At 64.1% G+C, this 17,038-nt stretch carries 13 protein-coding genes; 6 read left to right on the forward strand and 7 right to left on the reverse strand.

Annotation, left to right across the window (positions count from 1 at the left end):
• The first annotated feature begins 18 nt into the window (after nt 1-18).
• Nucleotides 19-1,374, forward strand: coding sequence for a vWA domain-containing protein (locus tag PQR54_RS11565; protein ID WP_408245632.1), 1,356 nt, complete (start codon nt 19-21; stop codon nt 1,372-1,374).
• Nucleotides 1,375-1,381: 7 nt separating this feature from the next.
• Nucleotides 1,382-2,095: a methyltransferase family protein gene (locus PQR54_RS11570; RefSeq protein ID WP_408245634.1), complete on the forward strand. Its 714-nt coding sequence runs from the start codon at nt 1,382-1,384 to the stop codon at nt 2,093-2,095.
• A 70-nt stretch (nt 2,096-2,165) separates the two neighbouring features.
• Here the strand turns inward: PQR54_RS11570 and PQR54_RS11575 are convergent, their stop codons facing one another.
• The 5 genes from PQR54_RS11575 to PQR54_RS11595 form a co-directional block, all read right to left on the reverse strand.
• A complete protein-coding gene (locus PQR54_RS11575) occupies nt 2,166-3,332 on the reverse strand; it encodes an MFS transporter (RefSeq protein ID WP_408245636.1) in 1,167 nt (388 codons plus the stop codon).
• On the reverse strand, nt 3,329-4,123 hold the full coding sequence (locus PQR54_RS11580) for a DeoR/GlpR family DNA-binding transcription regulator (protein ID WP_408245638.1): 795 nt from the start codon (nt 4,121-4,123) through the stop codon (nt 3,329-3,331). The genes PQR54_RS11575 and PQR54_RS11580 overlap by 4 nt, the downstream gene beginning before the upstream one ends.
• A 185-nt stretch (nt 4,124-4,308) precedes the next feature.
• Nucleotides 4,309-5,841: a PepSY-associated TM helix domain-containing protein gene (locus PQR54_RS11585; RefSeq protein WP_408245640.1), complete on the reverse strand. Its 1,533-nt coding sequence runs from the start codon at nt 5,839-5,841 to the stop codon at nt 4,309-4,311.
• A 72-nt stretch (nt 5,842-5,913) separates the two neighbouring features.
• The gene (locus PQR54_RS11590; RefSeq protein ID WP_408245642.1) at nt 5,914-8,304 is read right to left on the reverse strand and encodes a TonB-dependent receptor; all 2,391 of its coding nucleotides are present in this window, start codon (nt 8,302-8,304) and stop codon (nt 5,914-5,916) included.
• A gap of 82 nt (nt 8,305-8,386) precedes the next feature.
• Nucleotides 8,387-8,797 (reverse strand): DUF2946 domain-containing protein, encoded by a 411-nt coding sequence (locus PQR54_RS11595; protein ID WP_408245644.1) that lies wholly within the window; start codon nt 8,795-8,797, stop codon nt 8,387-8,389.
• 272 nt (nt 8,798-9,069) lie between these two features.
• On the opposite strand from PQR54_RS11595, the gene PQR54_RS11600 reads away from it, so the two are divergent.
• On the forward strand, nt 9,070-11,214 hold the full coding sequence (locus PQR54_RS11600) for a tetratricopeptide repeat protein (RefSeq protein WP_408245646.1): 2,145 nt from the start codon (nt 9,070-9,072) through the stop codon (nt 11,212-11,214).
• Here PQR54_RS11600 and PQR54_RS11605 read toward each other — a convergent pair.
• Nucleotides 11,207-12,163: a LysR family transcriptional regulator gene (locus PQR54_RS11605; protein ID WP_408245648.1), complete on the reverse strand. Its 957-nt coding sequence runs from the start codon at nt 12,161-12,163 to the stop codon at nt 11,207-11,209. The genes PQR54_RS11600 and PQR54_RS11605 overlap by 8 nt on opposite strands.
• 103 nt (nt 12,164-12,266) lie before the next feature.
• On the opposite strand from PQR54_RS11605, the gene PQR54_RS11610 reads away from it, so the two are divergent.
• From PQR54_RS11610 to PQR54_RS11620, 3 genes are read left to right on the forward strand one after another with little or no spacing between them, the layout of a single operon-like run.
• Nucleotides 12,267-13,382, forward strand: a complete 1,116-nt coding sequence (locus PQR54_RS11610) for an aryl-sulfate sulfotransferase (protein ID WP_408245650.1) — start codon at nt 12,267-12,269, stop codon at nt 13,380-13,382.
• A gap of 38 nt (nt 13,383-13,420) precedes the next feature.
• Nucleotides 13,421-14,749, forward strand: a complete 1,329-nt coding sequence (locus PQR54_RS11615) for a uracil-xanthine permease family protein (RefSeq protein ID WP_408245652.1) — start codon at nt 13,421-13,423, stop codon at nt 14,747-14,749.
• A gap of 53 nt (nt 14,750-14,802) precedes the next feature.
• Nucleotides 14,803-15,909, forward strand: a complete 1,107-nt coding sequence (locus tag PQR54_RS11620) for a porin (RefSeq protein WP_408245654.1) — start codon at nt 14,803-14,805, stop codon at nt 15,907-15,909.
• A 74-nt stretch (nt 15,910-15,983) separates the two neighbouring features.
• On the opposite strand, the gene PQR54_RS11625 is transcribed toward PQR54_RS11620, so the two are convergent.
• Nucleotides 15,984-16,580, reverse strand: coding sequence for a putative pterin-binding protein (locus PQR54_RS11625; protein WP_408245656.1), 597 nt, complete (start codon nt 16,578-16,580; stop codon nt 15,984-15,986).
• Nucleotides 16,581-17,038: the final 458 nt, after the last annotated feature.

Consider the following 17,038-nt stretch of genomic DNA (forward strand, 5'->3'; position numbering starts at 1 on the left):
GCAGGACCGGGGGTAGCAATGAAAACAAAAGCGAAAACAACGTCGGCATTCAGAAGACAGCAGAGAGGATCGGTCAGCATCTTCGTGGCGGTGTCGCTGATTGCCTTGTTGGGCATCCTCGGCCTCGCGGTGGATTCCGGTTTCGGTTATATGATCAAGGCGCGCCTGGACGCCGCCACCGATGGCGCGGTGATCGCGGCCGGCGAAGCCGTCACGCGCGGCAACAACCAGACGGAGCAGACCAATAACGCGCAGCAGGCTGCAACGGCTTTTTTCGCGGCGAACTATCCGGCGGGTTTTCTCGGCTCGAGCGTAACGGCGGGCACGCCGTCGATCGTGTTCAACGCCGGCACGGTGACGATCGGCATGACCGCGGAGGCAAGCGTGCCGGTTACGTTCTCGAAAGTACTCGGATTCAACGTATTGAACGTGAGTTCGTCTTCGCAGGCGATTCGCAAGACGCTGGATATGGTGTTCGTGGTCGATAACACGCAGTCGCTCAACACGTCCGGCGTGCCGGCTGCGGTGCGCTCGAATGCGGTGGCGTTCCTCAACAATTTCGACGTGACGAATGACCGCGTCGCGCTGATGCACTTCGCGTACGGCACGGTGGTGGATGTACCGTTCAAGGGCAACACGCGTGGCTTCGATCGTGCAACGATGACCACGGATATCAACAATTACACGTTCAGCGGCAGCACCAACTCCCCCGAGGCACTCTGGAACGCGCGCAACCAGTTGAACACGGTCATTACACAACCTTCGAGCCTGCGCGTCATCGTGTTCTTCTCGGATGGCGCATCGAATAGCTTCTCATCGTTTTTCACGACCAACCAGAGCAAGTGCAACAACATCTCCACCACGCTCGCGAGCGGCGATAGTCAGACCGGCTCTCCCTCCGGACTATTCAGCATCAATGCCCTGAGTCAGAAGCTGGCGTCGCCGTGTTATCAGAACGATACGTCGGGCTTCGTGACCGCCATGCCGAAGTGGTACAACGCTCACAACGTCAACGAGCAGACCTTCCCGATCTGGCCCGTGACCTCGCCGCGCGTGGTGTCGAACGGCAATGCGACGTATGTGAATGTCAACCGCGCATCGCGCAATCTGCTCGAAGCGATGGCCGCGGCGGCGCGTGCCGAAGGCACCTACGTGTTCACACTCGGCTACGGCAACGAGTTGACCAAGCCCGCCGGTCCGGACAACGAGCTCGGCCAGGACGTGCTCAAGTGCATGGCCAACACAGCGGATTCGCTATCGCGCTGCTACAACCCAAAACAGCCGGTCGGCGTGTATTGCTACGCCGCGACACCGGCCGATCTGAAGCCGTGCTTTTCGCAGCTGGCTTCGCAAATCCTGCGTATTTCCAAGTGAGCGCGCCATGACCCCGACGACACCTTTGCAAGACCTGCCACCCGCCGTCGCCGCCGAAAGCGCCGCGACAACGAGCGCCATCCCAGCCACCGCGGACCGCACCGGCGGCTTGCGCGAAGCGCTCGTGGAAGTCAGCACGCGTTTGGGCGCCGCGCTCATGCTGAGCCTGTTCGCCTATGCCGCGATCACGCAATGGCGCGCGGCGCCCTCGCGGATCACGCTGTTATTTCTGGTGGTTTCCGCATGTTTCACGGTCGGCTTGTCGCTCGTGACGCGGGTGCCCGTGAAGCGAGACTGGCGGCCGGTCGCTTTCTTATGTGCGATGGGCGGCACATACTACTTCCTCGCCGTGCGTCTCGCGCCCGGCGCGCAACTCGTGCCGGAGACCGTCGGCGCCGCGCTGCAACTGCTGGGAATTTGCTGGCAGCTGTTCGCCAAGGCGTCGCTGCGCCGCTCGTTCGGCATCTTGCCGGCCAATCGCGGCGTCGTATCGCGCGGTGCCTATCGTTTCGTTCGGCATCCGATGTACCTGGGTTACTTCGTGACCGACATCGGTTTTCTGCTGGTGAACTTTGGTCTGCAAAACCTGCTGGTGTACGGGTGCCAGTTCGCGTTGCAGGTCGGGCGCATCGTGCGTGAGGAACAGCTTCTCTCAACGGACGAAGGCTATCGGACCTACAAGGGCCGCGTGCGTTATCGCGTGATTCCGGGCATTTTCTAAAAGGCGCGCAATGCTTGCGCCCGGCGCTCCGGCGGCCAGCGCAAGCATCCGATCCCCGCGAGTGGACTCGCTAGGCGAGCCGCGCTCCGCGCACCGCCTTTCCCCCAACCACACAAACGACCAGCGTCGCCATGACAAGCAGGCACAAGGCAACGCGCAAACCAAGCAGGCCCGCGCCGAAACCGATCAACGGCGGCCCGACCAGAAAGCCCGCATAACCGAAGGTGGCGGCCATCGAAACGCCGGTCGCCGGCGTGAGCGTCGAGCGGCCGGCCGCGCTGAAAATCACCGGGACGATATTCGCGAGGCCGACGCCGACCATCGCGAAGCCCGCGCAAGCCGTGAAGACCGTCGGCCAGCTCAGCACGAGCGCAAGCCCGGCCACTGCGATCAAGCCGCCCAGCGCAACGACCTTGCTCGAGCCGAACCGGCGCACGGACACATCGCCGACGATGCGGCACGCGGCCATGGAAAACGCAAACGCGGAGTAGCCGATCGCGGCGACGCTCGCCTCGCGGTTCAGCGCCGAGCGCAGATACACGGCGCTCCAGTCGGCGACCGCGCCTTCCACCAGCATGCAAAGGAACGCGAGCAACGCGAGCTTCATCACGGCGGACGAGGGCCACGCCAGCCCGCTCGATGCGCGAGCCGCCCTCGGACCGAGATCACGCAATGCAAGCACCGCGGCGCCGACGATCAGGACCGCTATAAACATGTCCGGTATCAGCAAGCCGCCGATCACCCCAACACCGCTCTTTTGCAACATCGCACCCGTCGCGGCGCCGAGCAGGCCGCCCGCGCTCCAGGCCGCATGAAACGACGACATGATGGGCGCGTGCCACTGCGTTTCGATCGTGCTGGCGTGGCCGTTCATGGAGACGTCGAGCGCGCCGTTCGCCGCGCCGAGCAGAAGGAGCACGACGCATAGCGCGGCCATATTGGGCGCGAAGGCCGGCAGCGGCAGCGCGATGACGAACGCCGCGCCGAGCAAGGCGGTGGCGCGGCCGCTGCCGAAGCGCGGCGCCAGTTGCCCCGCCAGCGGCATCGCCACGATCGCGCCGAGCGCGAAGGCGAACAGCGCGATGCCGAGCGAGGCGTCGCTGAGCGCGAGGCTTTCCTTGATGCGCGGGACTTCGACGGCCCATGCGCCAATGCCGAAGCCGTTGGCGAGAAACACGCCCAAGGTCGCGGCGCGTTCCTTGACCGGCCTGATCTGATGGATAGCGGACGAGGTCATGAGCGCGCCACCATCACGTTGTCGCAGACCGCTTCGAGACTGGCGAGGCGCGCCGCGGGCAGGTCGGCTTCGACGAACAGGTAGTCGACGGTGGAGGCGGGCGCTACCGAGAAGGGCGTCGCAGTCATCAGCTTTTCCGAGGTCATGGCAATGGCGATCTGGCCGCTTGCCTTGACCATTGCCCGTTTGAGTTCGGCATCTTCGGCGTCGAAGGCGGCGACGCCTTCGACCGGGTCGAGCGCGCACGCGCCGAGGAAACAGAGGTCGGCGCGGATCTGCTGGATCTGCAGCAAGGCGGTCGCGCCGAGCGAGCCCGCCGCGCCGCGCGCGATCCGTCCGCCGACCAGAATCACCTCGAATCCCGGCCGGTTCAGCAGGCGCGCAGCGGCCTCGGGGGAATTCGTCACGACGGTCAGGTTCGCGTTGCCGGGCAGCGCCTCGGCAATCGCGACGTTGGTCGACCCCGCGTCCAGAAGAATGATCTGGCGTGAGCGCACGATCGACACCGCGGCGGCGGCGAGACAGGCCTTGCGATCCACGGCCTCGCCCATGCGTACCGACGCGGGCTTGTCGGCCGGCGAGATCAGCAGGGCGCCGCCGTAGACGCGCTTGCAATGGCCCTGCTCGGCGAGATCGCGCAAATGGCGGCGCACCGTGTGTTCCGAGGTCTGCAACTCAGCGGCGAGCGCCGACGCCAGCACGCGCCCGTGCGCTCGCAGCCGTTCGAGAATCAGTTGTTCGCGCTGCTCGGGCAACAGCCCGTCGATGGCTTCCTGCCGCGTTCGCTGCATGTCTTCACCTTGCTCGGTCTATGAAACACTCATAATCGAGCAAAATGTATCGTAAACGAGCGCGACCTGCAATCGGTTCCCGAGGACCGTGGTCCGCGCCGGTTCCGCGCGACATGCGACGCCAGGCGCGGAGACGCCGCGCCGCGTCTAACTCCGGGCGCAGCGCCACGGCCTGGCGGCCGCCGTCATGGCGTCGCCACGCGCCGCGCGGCACGGCCGAAGATCGCGCGATCCGCGAGCCACACCGCGAGCAGCGTGGCGCCCATCAACGGGAACACGATGCCGAGCAGAACGAGGCCGATTTTCCAGCCGCGCATCGGCGGCGCGGCCCGTTCGCGCGACGGTGCGCCGAGCGAGCGCTGCGGCCGCCGCTTCCACCACATCACGCAGCCGGTGACGGCCATCGCCGCCAGTCCTAAGGAAATCGCGGCGCAGAGAATCTGGTTGGCGACGCCGAAATAACGGCCCATATGCAGCGACGTGCCGTACGACACGGCCTTCGACACCGCACCGTAATCTGCATAGCGGATGTCCTTCAGAATCGCACCGCTGTATTGGTCGATGTACAGCGTGCGTTGGTCTTTCGGATCGTCCGGAAAGTACGAGACGGTGTAGACGCCGGTCGCGGAAGCAGGCAGCACGAGGTTATAGCCGTCCGTCACGCCGAGCGAGGCAACCAGTGCGACGACGCGTCCGAGCGGCAGCGCGGCGCTTGCCTCATCGGCGGAGGGGGGCGAGCGGGAGTCAGGCACGCGTGTGTTGCCGACGGCCCAGGGCGTGAGCGGCAGCGGCAGGTCGTCCATCACCATGCCGGGCATCGAGTCCATGTTGGCGGCATGGGCGCCGTGGCCGTTGTGTTCGGCGTGCTCGTCGTGCGCCGTGTTTTCCGTCTGCGTATCCGTTGCGGAGAGCTGCGCGCCGCTCTTTGCGGGCATGGCAGAACGCAAAGGTAAACCGCCCCGCAAACCCGGCGGCGCCCCGAGATTCGCGACGGTCGCGAGCGCCTTGAACTGCTTGCCCCACGAACCCGTCCACGGCAGTCCCGTCAACACGAAGGCAAGCGCGCCGAGCGCGAGCCAGATGCCCATCACGGCATGAACGTTCTTCCATAGCGCACGTCCCTTCAGCGCGAAGCGCGGCAACAGCGCCGCACGTGCCGTGGTTTTCTCGCGCGGCCACCACAACGCGACGCCGGTGCCGATCATCACGAGCGTCCAGCATGCGGCGAGTTCCATCAGCAGTTCGCCGGGTTTGCCGAGCAGCAGCTTGCGATGAAGCATCCGGTCCACTTGCATGAAGCGGCGTTCGACGCTTAGCGTGCCCAGCACCGCGCCGTTATAAGGGTTCACATAGACGCTCTGCTTATCGCCATCCGCGAGACGGAAGACGAATTCGGCGCTGCGCTCCGGTGCGTTCGTGACAACTGCCGTCAGCGCGACCGCGGTTGGTGGCATGGCCGCACGCGCTCTCGCCAGCAGCGCTTCTTCGGGCAGTCTCGGCGCCGCTTGCGGCGCGACGATCAGCCGCCCCGGATAAAGCAGCGGCTCGATTTGCGGCTGGAAGCAATACAGCGTGCCGGTGATCGCCAGCACGACCAGAAACGGCATCACGAAGAGGCCCGCATAGAAATGCCAGCGCCAGAGCGTGCGATAGCCTGGATGGACAGCGCTGGTCGCCGGCGTGACGCGCCGGGCGTCGGCGCCAGTGGTGGTGGACATGAATCCTCCTGAAGCAAAGATGAATCGATCAGTTCGAGCAACGTACATGCGTAAGCGGTTGATTCAGCGCGCTCACATGCGCAGCTTCGCTTCCACGTAGAACGTACGGCCGGGATACGGGTGATAGACGAAGTAGCGGGCATCGAACAGGTTGTCGACGCCGATGCCGACTTCACTCAGCCTGGTCGGCTTGTAGCTGAATTTCGCGTCCGCCACCGTGTACGAACTGGTGCCGCCGAACACATCCGGATTCGTGTCGGTGTTGGTGAGCGTGTTGTATTGACGTCCCGAATAGCGCGCGGCTAGCGTGAGCGCGGCGCGTTCGTCGAAGTGATACGTCGCCGCGAGATTCGCGCGCCACAGCGGAATCCGGTAGAAGTACTTGCCGACCGTGGCCGGGTTCTGCGCGTTGGCGATGATCTTCGACTGCGTGTAGGCCACGCTTGCCAGCAGGTCCAGGCCGCGCACCAGCACGTCCTGTCCCGAGTAGCTCGTTTCGACGCCGCGCGAGCGGACCTTGCCGATGTTCTGGAAGTTCGTCACGTTCGGAATCACGGTCGTATCGGTCTGGCTGAAGATCGTGTTCTTCACGTCGTCCTGAAACAGCGAGAAGCGGAATACGCCCTTCCAGTGCGCCCATTCGGCGGCCAGTTCCTTCGAGAGATCGTCTTCGGGCTTCAGGTTCGGATTGTTATTGACGATCGCGGAGCCGTTGATCTGCCCTTGAAACAGCTCGCCGACCGTCGGAAAGCGATAGGCGCGGCCGATCGACGCGCGCAAGATCAGATCGTCGGTGACGTCGAACGATAAGGAGGCTTTCGGCGAGAAGTGCTGCTGGCTCGCGTCGCTATACGGCAGCGTGGTGCCGCCCAGCGACTGCGAGCCGCCATAGGCCTGCCAGTCTTCATAGCGCACGCCGTAGACGAGCTTCCAGCGCGGCAGAAAGCGCCAGGCGTCCTGCGCGTACAGCGCCTGGGTTTGCGTCTTGCCCGCAAACGCGTTGGCGAACGACGTGGCCGCGCCGTCGCGCCAGTTCAGCGTGTTGTAGCTTTCGTTGTCAACGAAGTAGTTGTCGTAGTGATAGCCGAAGCTCAGCGCATGATTCGCGAGCCCGGCCTGATTTGTCGCGGGCGTGTAGGTGCTGCGCAGATCGAGCGTTTTCCAGCCGGCGCCGTCGCCGAAGAGCACGGTGCCCGGACCGTTGCCCGGCGCGCCGGAATTCGCGGTGCGCGCCACGCTGTTGCTGACGTCGTAATACGAAGCGATCGCTTCGCCGTTCCAGCCGGTGGCATTGCGCGTTTTCAGCGACACGCCATACAGCCAGTTCTCGCTATGGCCGAGACTCGGGGCGAGCGCGGCGGCGGGAATCGTGTACTCGTAACCGTCGATCGCGACCTTGCCGCTGTAGACCGGATTGCCGTTCGCATCGCGCAGAAAGCTCGAGGTCTGGCTGTTGTAGGTCTGATGCCAGTACCCGAGCGTGAAGCCGGCCTGCAGTGTCGGCGTGAAGTCGTACTGCATCTTCAGCTTGAACTGGTCCTGCACCGTGTGTTCGATGCCTTCGCCGTTCACGCCGAGCACCGCTGTCGGCGTGTTGGTCTGGTTGTTGTAGAAGTACGCGCCGGTGACCGGCGTGTCGCCGGCTTTGGCGGGCGTGCCGGACTTGGCGAGCGTGGCGAATTGCAGCGGCTGGCTAGTGTTTTCCAGGTGATTCACACCGAGCAGAAACGAGAACTTGCCGATGCGGTTGCCGAGTGTCGCACTCGCTTCGCTGCCGTTGAAATTCTGGTTCACGCCGAACAGGCTGAAGTGCTGGGTGAAGGCCTTGACGTCGGCGGTCGCTTCGAACTGTTTCGGCATGCGCGTGCTGATGAGCACGGTCGCGCCGAGCGAATTGCCCGGATAGAGCGCAGAAAACGGCCCGTAGATCACATCCACTTGCTGGATCTCGTCGGGAAACACCATCGACCAGCGCGGCGGAAACGAGTAGCTGTTGCCGAGCAGATTGCTGAGCAGCAGACCGTCCGCGTAGACCAGACCGCGCGCGCTTTGCGTGTTGCTGGTGCCGCGCACGGCGATGATCGAATTCAGATCGCCGATAAAACGCTTGCGCACGGCGAGGTTCGGCATGTACTTCAGGACGTCTTCGGTGTTGACGACGTTCCAGTTGTCGAACTGCTCGCGGGTGACGGTTTCGACCGAGGCCGGCAGGTTGGGATCGACGGCGCGCGGCGCGGCGGCGGCATTCGCGCTGACGCTGATGGCGGGCAGCGCGGCGTCGGCGCTCGCGCCCTGCGCGTGAGCGGACGAGGCGATGAAGGCCGGCACGAACGCCGGCACAAACGCCGGCACGATGGCAGGTAAATAGCCGGACAGGAACGGCCGGGGCAGCGGTTGAAGCGAGACGCCGCGCGCGCTACGGCGGGCGCAAAAGGGCAGCCTTCGCAGGGCGAAGTTGAACATGAACGTTTCCTCGATGCATGGAACAGACGATCGCGCGCCCCCTCGACGGGTGCGACGAATGCGCGATCAGGACCTATGGCGATCAGGAAACGACGGGCGGAGCTCTAGGACGGCCGGACGGAAAGGCGCCGAGCGGCGTGAAGCGGGTGGAGAGTGTGGGCGGCGCGGTGCCGGCAAGCGCGAGGGCGGCCGGCGGCTCGGCTGCGGCGACCGTCGGCATGGCGACGTGGTGCTGAAGCAGATGACAGTAGCCGCACGCGCCGAACGCGTCGTCATGGCTGAGGTTGACCGGCGCCGGGGCGACCTGGGTCGTCACGCTCGCTGTGGCGACCACGCTGAAATTGCGCGGCTGCAACACCGAACAGAGCGCGGCGATGGGCTCGTGCGCGCGGTTCGCCATCAACATCTGACTCACGACCGGCGCGAACACGACGAGCCACATGGCGAACAGGCCAAGCCATGCGGTCAGGTGGTTGCGAGAGCGTGGATTCATGATGTCGGGTGTAAAGACGCGGGCGATTCTAACATTGCCGCGCCGTCTTTTTGTTCGTAATGCTCGTTATAGCGTGGGATTAGAAGGCCGAATGCCGCTCATTTCGCCGCGTTACAGGCGCGCCGATTCACGTAAGCTGCGTGGTACATGTTCCGCTTTCGCGGCCGCACCGAGGCTTTGGCACGCCAGATCCGGCGGCCGAAGCGCCGGTCAGGGCGCGGCGCATGCGATCGACCCGGCCGGATCATCGCCGACTCCAGTTACCACGACTCATGAACCACACGCAGCTCGCATTCCCGATCGACGATATCAACCAGCGGGCCGTCTCGTTGTTCTCGGCCGGCCAATTCGCCGAGGCTTTGTCGACGGTGACGCCGCTCGTCCACGGCGATGCGATGCCGGACGACGCCCTCGCCGACGCGTTAAATATCGCCGGGGCCTGTTCGTTCGCCTTGCAGCGTCTCGCGGAGGCGGAACGCTATTGGCGTCGCTGTCTGCAACTCAAGCCCGGCTATGCCGAGGTGTACGGCAGTCTCGGCATGCTGCTCAAGTCGCTCGGGCGTCTGTCGGCGGCCAAGGCGATGTACCGGCAACTGGTCGCGCTGCGGCCCGGCGACGCCGACGCCCGCAATCATCTCGGCACCGTGCTCTACGGGCTCGGCTACAAGGAGGAAGCGCAGGCGTCGTATCGCGAGGCGCTGGCCATTCGCCCGGACTACGCCGAAGCTCACTACAACCGCGGCATCGTGCTGCACGAACTGCGCCGCCTGCAGGAAGCGGAAGCAGCGTTCCGCGAGGCGCTGCCGGGACTGCCGGCTCATGCCGAAGCCCATAACAATCTGGGCAACGTGCTGATGGAACTGGGCCGTCTCGCCGAAGCGGACGCCGCCTATCGCGAGGCGCTGACTATCCGGCCGCAGTATCCGGAGGCGCTCAACAACCTGGGTGGCGTGCTGAAGGCGACGTTTCGTCACACCGAAGCCGAACTGGCTTTTCGCCTCGCCCTCGCCATTCGTCCGGATTACGCGGAAGCCCTCCTGAATCTCGGTACCGTGCTCGCCGATCTTGAACGTCTGAATGAAGCAGAAGCGGCTTATCGCGACGCCATCGCGCAACGTCCCGGCTACGCCGAAGCGCACTACAACCTCGGTGTGACGCTGTGCAAAATGGAGCATCTGTTCGAGGCCGAAGCGGCTTACCGGGAAGCAATTCGCCTGCGGCCCGATCTCGTTCACGCGCACAACAACCTGGGGTGCGTGCTGCGCCGGCTGGATCGATTGCCGGCGGCGGTCGACGCTTTTGAGCAGGCGCTCAGCGTGTGCCCCGACATGGCCGAGGGGCACTACAACCTCGGTGCGGCGCGGGCGCAACTCATGCAACTGCCCGAGGCCGAAAGCGCGTATCGGCGAGCGCTCGCTTTACGTGCCGATTACGGCGATGCGAAATTCGGCCTGGCCGTCTTGCTGCTCGGCATGGGCCGCTTCGAAGAAGGTTGGCGTCTTTACGAATGCCGCTACGAGCAGCCCGGTTTCGTCCATCACAAGACTGTGTCTATGCTCGGTTGCCCGCAATGGCAAGGCGACACGCTCGCCGATAAGTCGCTGCTAGTGTGGCAGGAGGACGGTCTCGGCGACATGATCCAGTTCAGCCGCTATTTCGCCTTGCTGAAGGCGCAGGGCGCCTCGCATATCGCCTTCGCGTGCGCACCGTCGTTGCACAGGCTGATGGCAGGCGTCGACGGCGTCGATGCCGTGCTCGATCACGACACCGCGCGCGCACAAGCGTCCGCTTACGACTGCTGGACGAGTCTGCTGAGCGCGCCGCTGCATCTGCGCACGAGCGTGGACACGATTCCGCGCGCCGTGCGTCTCGCGGCCGAGCCGGCGCTGGTCGAGCGGTGGCGTCCCATGCTGGACGCGTTGCCTTCCGGCCGCAGGATCGGTTTGGTATGGAGAGGCAACGCGAACCATCATAACGATGTGAACCGCTCGATCCCCTCGCTCGCCATGCTGGCGCCGCTCTGGAGCGTGCCCGGCGTGAGCTTCGTGAGTCTGCAAAAAGGGCGCGGCGAGGACGAGGCGCACCAGCCACCCGCCGATCAACCGCTGCTCGACCTCGGCTCGCGCGTGACGGATTTCGCGGACAGCGCCGCGGTCATCGCGCAACTCGATTTGGTGATTTGCGTGGACACGTCCACCGCGCATCTGGCGGCATCGCTCGGCAAGCCGTGCTGGGTGATGCTGCCGGAAAAAGATATCGACTGGCGCTGGCTGCACGATCGCAGCGATTCGCCGTGGTATCCGCACACGCTGCGCCTGTTCCGACGCGCGCCGGGCGAAGACTGGTCGATGCCGGTCGAACGGGTGCGCGAGGCGTGCGTCGAGCGATTCGGCGCGGCGGCCCGTACGCCTACCTGACGCGCGTACCACGCTTGCGGGCCGATTGCGTCGACGTGTGAAAGCGGTCCTCGATCGTTTCGATCGCCTGGCCGAGGAACTGCAGAAACATGCTCATCGCGACGGTGCTCGTCAGATCCGAGCGCTGATACAGACAGCTGAACGATTGGGCGCCTGCATCGGCGAGCGGTGTCCATGCCAGCTTGCGCTCGGTGACGTCTTCGGCGACGTTCTCCGCAATCAGAAATCCGATGCCGACGCCGTCCGCTACGAGCCGTCGCACCATCGAAACAGAACTGGTTTCCACCAGAGGACGCGCCTTGCGTCTTTCGCGGTGATCGATCTGGTCCACCATGGCGCGCAGTTCGGTGTCCGGCGTCATCAGGATGAGCGGGTAGTCGAGACATTCGCGCAGGCGTGGACGCTTCTGCAGTTTCGTGAGCGGATGCCCCGGCGGCGTGACCAGCCCGAGATACTGCGCGAACGCGCGCACCTCCACGACGCCTGGCGGCGGCTTGCGGCGCAGGCCGTAGCCGATGTCGGCCTCGCCGGTCTCCACCCACTTCAGGATGCTCTCGCCGTTGCCCGAACGCACGCTGTAGGTCACGCCCGGATAGCGTTCCATCGCGGCCTGGATAGCATCGGGCACCAATTGCTCGGCCGACGACGGCGACACCGCCAGATTGACATGCCCGCGCCGCAGCGAGCGCAGATCTTCAACCTGCGTCATGGCGTTGTCGAAATCGCGCTGGCCGCGCCGCACTGCCGCAATGATGATCTCGCCGGCGGTGGTGAGCTGCATGCCGCGCGGCAAGCGGTCGAACAGCGGCGAGCCGACCTGCTCCTCCAGATTGAGGATTTGCTGGTGCACTGCGGCAGCGGTCAGATGCAGCGATTCCGCCGCCTTTCGGATCGACCCGCGTCTGACTACCTCGTCGAAACAGCGGAATGTCTGTGATATTGGACGCATGACTGGACTGTATAATTTTGTCGAACGGCCCGTATAGAACAATCAGATTTTCCTGACGCAACGAATGGCCTAGATTTGTTCCACCATCTTAACGGAGCGAATCGTGACCACCACAGTCGACCAAATTACCCAGCGCCGCCGCGGCGTCGGCCTCATTGCTCACGACCCGAAACTGTCCGCCGGCGGCTACACGCTGATCGCGCCGCAGACAGCAGGCGGGCGCGTGTATCTCGTGGATATCGGCGGCGAGGTCGTGCACGAATGGCAGATGCCGGTGCGTCCCGGCCGTCACGCGGTGATTCTGCCCAACGGCAATCTCGGCTACAACGGCAATCATGCGGGCTCGGAAGACCGCTATGCACCGTGGTCGATGTGGCATGGCGGCGATTTCTACGAGGTCACGCCGCAAGGCGAAGTCGTCTGGCGTTACGAAGACCCGGCCCATCACCATGACGCGCAGTGGCTGCCGAACGGCAATCTGCTCTATGCCGCATGCGCGCCAGTGCCCGCAGGTTTCGCGGATCGGGTGCCGGGTGGCACCGCGCATGGTCCCGAAGAAGTGATGTACGGCGACGTGATCCGCGAAGTGAATCGAGCGGGCGAGCTTGTATGGGAATGGAAGGCCTGGGAGCATCTGAATCCCAAGGACTTTCCTATTGCGCCCGGCTTCGGCCGCTATCACTGGCCGCTCGTGAATGGGCTCGGTGTGAACGCGCAGGGCCAGGTGCTGATGAGTTTGCGCACCACGTCCGGCATCATCGCGGTCGATCGTCAAACGGGCGCCGTGAAAATGCATATTCCACCGAGCGTGGTTTCGCATCAACATGCGCCGGTGGCGCTCGCCAACGGCAACATTCTCACCTTCGACAACGGCAATTTCCGCGCTGGCGCGCACGTGGTGTTCTCGCGAGTGCTGGAGATCGATCCTGTTAGCCATGAAGTGGTGTGGTCATACGCGGACGACATGGTGAACATGTTCTACAGCGCGTTCATGGGCAACGCGCAGCGCCTCTCGAACGGCAATACGCACATTACCGAGTCGGCCACGGGGCGTTTATTCGAAGTGACGCCGGCCGGGGAAGTGGTGTGGGAATACGTGATTCCGTGGTTCGGCGAATACCCGGATGAAGCGGCGCGTAAAACCGGTCCGGGCCAGTTGAACAGCGTGTTTCAGACGTTCCGCTACAGCCGCGAACAATTGCCGTGGTTGCGCGCGTAACGGCCGCGCTTCATTGCGCTTCAAACTGCGAGGATAACGTGAATCCAGAACCCGCCATTCATAGCGTCGACGCGCGCCTGCCCGCGTGGCAGCTCGTGCTGTTCGGCCTGCAACATGTGCTGTCGATGGCCGCTTCGCCCGTCACCGCGGTGTTTCTGGTGTCGCGCATGTTGTCGCTGCCATCGGACATGACCGTGCACCTGATCGGCGCGACTTTCTTCGTGTGCGGCGCGGGCACGCTATTGCAATCGCTTGGTGCGGGATCGATCGGCGCGCGTCTGCCCTTCGTGATGGTGCCGGGCGGCGCGCCCGCGATGCTGTTCGCCGTCATCGCGACGCAAACGGATTTGCGCACGGCGGCCGGCGCCGCCATTCTCACCAGTCTGTTCTACTGGATCGTGCTGCCGGTATTCGCGCGCTGCTTGCGGTTCTTTCCCCGCGTGGTGGTGGGCACGATGCTTTTGCTCGTATCGGTGAGCCTGATCAGAATCTATGCCGGTATCGTGGTCGGACAGCCGGGCACGCCGGGTTTCGCCCGGCCCCAATCGCTTGGACTTGCGCTGCTCACGATCGTGGCCACGCTCGCGGTGGCGCGTCTCTTCAAGGGCACGGTGGGACGGCTAGCGGTGCTGCTAGGTCTTGCCGCCGGCACATTCGCCGGCTGGGCGATGGGCTTGATGCCGACCAATGGGTTGTGGAGCGGGCCGCTTTTTACGCTGCCAACGCTGCTGCCATTCGGCATGCCGCGCTTCGACGTGCTGGCCGCGCTGCCTATGCTGATCTTCAGCGTGATCTCGATGGCTGAAGCGACGGGGCAGACGGTGGCCGTCGGCGAGATCACCGGCCGGAAGATCGACATGCGCCGCGACGTGCCGCGCACGATTCGCGGCGATGCGCTGGCGTCATTAATCGGCGCGCTGTTGGGCACTTCGCTCATCATCACCAGCGCGGAGAATATCGGCGTCGTGCAAACCACGGGCGTGCGTTCGCGCTACGTCACCGCGACGGCGGGCGCCATGCTGATGCTCATCGCGCTGTTCGCGCCGCTCGGACGCTTTGCTTACGCGATTCCCGCGCCGGTGGTCGGCGGCACCGCGTTGATCGTCTTCGCGATGATCGGCGTGATGGGCATCAATCTGCTCGGCAAGGTCGACCTGCATGTGCGCGGCAATCAGTACACGCTGGCCGCGGCGCTCGTCATGGGACTGATACCCGTGCTGGTGCCGAATGTTTATGCGGCGTTTCCCGGCTCGTTGCAGATCGTGCTGGGCAACGGCATGGCCGCGGGCACGCTCACGGCGATCGTCGTCAATCTGGTGTTCGGCGCATGGCGCCTCGCACCGGCGGAGAAAGTGCAAACCGTCTGATTTCGGCTTTTCCACGCCCACGCAGTTTTCCTTCCAACGTTTCACCACACGCCATGAAAATCAAAATCGCTTTCCTCGCGACGCGCGTCGCGGGCTCGGCTGCGCTCGTCGTTTCCTCGACGGTTTTTGCGCAGAGCAGTGTCACGCTGTACGGCAGTCTCGACGCAGGCCTCGGTTATGTGAGCAATCTGCACGGCTCATCGGCTTATATCGCGGAGCAGGGCACCCTGCAGGCCGATCGCTTCGGCCTTCAGGGTGTGGAGGATATCGGCGCGGGCCGTTCGGTCGTGTTCAGACTCGAGAGCGGTTTCGTCACGACGACCGGCGCCTCCGCGAGCAGCACGACGTTCTTCAATCGCCAGGCGTACGTGGGACTATCCGATTCGCTGTTCGGTACGGTGACGCTCGGCCGTCAGACCGACTGGAATTTCGACTGGCTCGGTTCGGTCTCGACGGGACAACTACTCGGCGACTTCTCCGCGTTTCACCCCGGCAATCTGGATGGTCTCGGCAGCACCTTGCCCGTGCAGTTGTCGAGCACGGTGAAATGGAAAAGCGCCAGCTATAGCGGCCTGACGCTCGGCGCGCTCTATGGATTTCCCGGCGCGGCGGCCAGCAATACCAACGGGCGGACCATCAGCTTCGGCGCCAACTATACGAATGGTCCGCTCAAACTGGTGGCGGCGTATTCCGAGTATCGCGACCGTTTGCTGCCGCTGTCGAACGGGCTCGGGTTGACTTCGTTCGAAGGGCAGACGCTCGCACCCGGCGCGACCTTCAACGCAAAACAGGTGCGCGACATGGGCGTCGGCGGATCGTACCGGTTCGAACGGGTGACGCTGCATGCGCTCGCCACCGATGTGCGGATCGCCGCGAATGGCGGCAGCGAGCATTTTCGCAGCTTCGACGGCGGCGCCAATCTGCGGCTGACGCCGGCCGAGGAAGTCGCGGCCGGAGCCTGGACCGCGACGCTCGACGGGCACCGCTGGACGCAATTCACGGTGGCGAACGTGTATTCGTTGTCGAAGACGACGCAGCTTTACGCTGACCTGATGTTCGAGACCGCGGGCGGCGGCGCGGTGGCGAATACGCTTGGGATTGGGGCTGCGTCAGGTGGGCGGCAGACGGTGGTTCTTGCCGGGATTCATCATTTGTTCTGAGGCAGCACGCAGTGAGCGGGTCTTGTACGCGGCCACGTGCGCCTTGATTCCCGGCCATCCGCGTACTTCAGCATTTAAGCCTCGGTTACCTGCAGATGATACAAGCCCCAGGGCGAAAGTTCGAAGCGGTCCTTGAGCGGCTTGCTCGACAACTGAGGGATGTTGTCCGCGTCGTAGGTAGCCCACAGCGGACCGACTCCGCCGAGCGGCAGCGGCTTGCCGTCCATCTGCGTCGCCACGATGAATTGATAGGCGCGCACCTTGTCGAGCGTCGTCGCGACTGCGTAGCCGTCCACTGCGTGCATGACGATTTGCGTGCTGCCCGCGCTGGGCGCGCCGACGTGCTCGAGCACATTCGTGAGCAGTGGGCCGCTTAACGTGTGCTGACGGGAATCGTATTCGGTAGTGGGCTTGATCGTCACCGCCCGCATGCCGGCGAGCGAAGCGAAATCGACGGCGTACGCTTCGGAGAACTTCACCTGATGCCTGGCGAGCAACTGGTCGAATGCAGGATCGAGCGCGCCGCGATTGTGGCGCTTGATCGCGCCGGTGATCGTCAGAACGACGGGCGATGCCGCACAGGCTTCTTTCCGGGCGCGCTGGCTGCTGAAAGCAGGCGCAGCCGTCACGCCCAGCAGAGCAGCGCTGGTCAGGAAATTGCGTTTATTCATTGTTGGTCTCCGGACGATGAGAAGGGCGACGGCTTCGGCCAGAGTCGTCGCGGCCTCAATTGTCGGGTAATTGCCGCTCACTGTGTCACGGCCGGGTTTTATATATCGCGCTGATCCCTATGCTACGTGACGTAGACCGCACCTTTGCTGACGGCGTTGGAACACATGCGGCTCTTCGCAGGTTATTAAGGAAATCGGACGCATGCCGCGGTCTGCGTTGTCGGTTCTGCGTTGTCGATAAACAGATTGGATGACATTGCGCGCACCTTTGGTGCTTCGTTCGCGCTTTCGGATCCTACAATGATCACTCTCACGTAGCGAACAGTGGCGAGGTGCAAATGAAAGGCAAGCGAACGCAGTCGGTGACGGCGCATAGTTGCGATCTCGTGAGGCGTTCAGGCGTAGCAATCGCTCTACGCAAACAGAACGGATATCGCGCGAATCTCATGTGCATTGAA

This window comes from Paraburkholderia phytofirmans, assembly GCF_046028095.1.
Lineage (GTDB): Bacteria > Pseudomonadota > Gammaproteobacteria > Burkholderiales > Burkholderiaceae > Paraburkholderia > Paraburkholderia phytofirmans_A.

Coding starts and splice junctions, on each gene's coding strand:
- PQR54_RS11565 (WP_408245632.1), top strand. CDS start 19: ATGAAAACAAAAGCGAAAACAACGTCGGCATTCAGAAGACAGCAGAGA.
- PQR54_RS11570 (WP_408245634.1), top strand. CDS start 1,382: ATGACCCCGACGACACCTTTGCAAGACCTGCCACCCGCCGTCGCCGCC.
- PQR54_RS11575 (WP_408245636.1), bottom strand. CDS start 3,332: ATGACCTCGTCCGCTATCCATCAGATCAGGCCGGTCAAGGAACGCGCC.
- PQR54_RS11580 (WP_408245638.1), bottom strand. CDS start 4,123: ATGCAGCGAACGCGGCAGGAAGCCATCGACGGGCTGTTGCCCGAGCAG.
- PQR54_RS11585 (WP_408245640.1), bottom strand. CDS start 5,841: ATGTCCACCACCACTGGCGCCGACGCCCGGCGCGTCACGCCGGCGACC.
- PQR54_RS11590 (WP_408245642.1), bottom strand. CDS start 8,304: ATGTTCAACTTCGCCCTGCGAAGGCTGCCCTTTTGCGCCCGCCGTAGC.
- PQR54_RS11595 (WP_408245644.1), bottom strand. CDS start 8,797: ATGAATCCACGCTCTCGCAACCACCTGACCGCATGGCTTGGCCTGTTC.
- PQR54_RS11600 (WP_408245646.1), top strand. CDS start 9,070: ATGAACCACACGCAGCTCGCATTCCCGATCGACGATATCAACCAGCGG.
- PQR54_RS11605 (WP_408245648.1), bottom strand. CDS start 12,163: ATGCGTCCAATATCACAGACATTCCGCTGTTTCGACGAGGTAGTCAGA.
- PQR54_RS11620 (WP_408245654.1), top strand. CDS start 14,803: ATGAAAATCAAAATCGCTTTCCTCGCGACGCGCGTCGCGGGCTCGGCT.
- PQR54_RS11625 (WP_408245656.1), bottom strand. CDS start 16,580: ATGAATAAACGCAATTTCCTGACCAGCGCTGCTCTGCTGGGCGTGACG.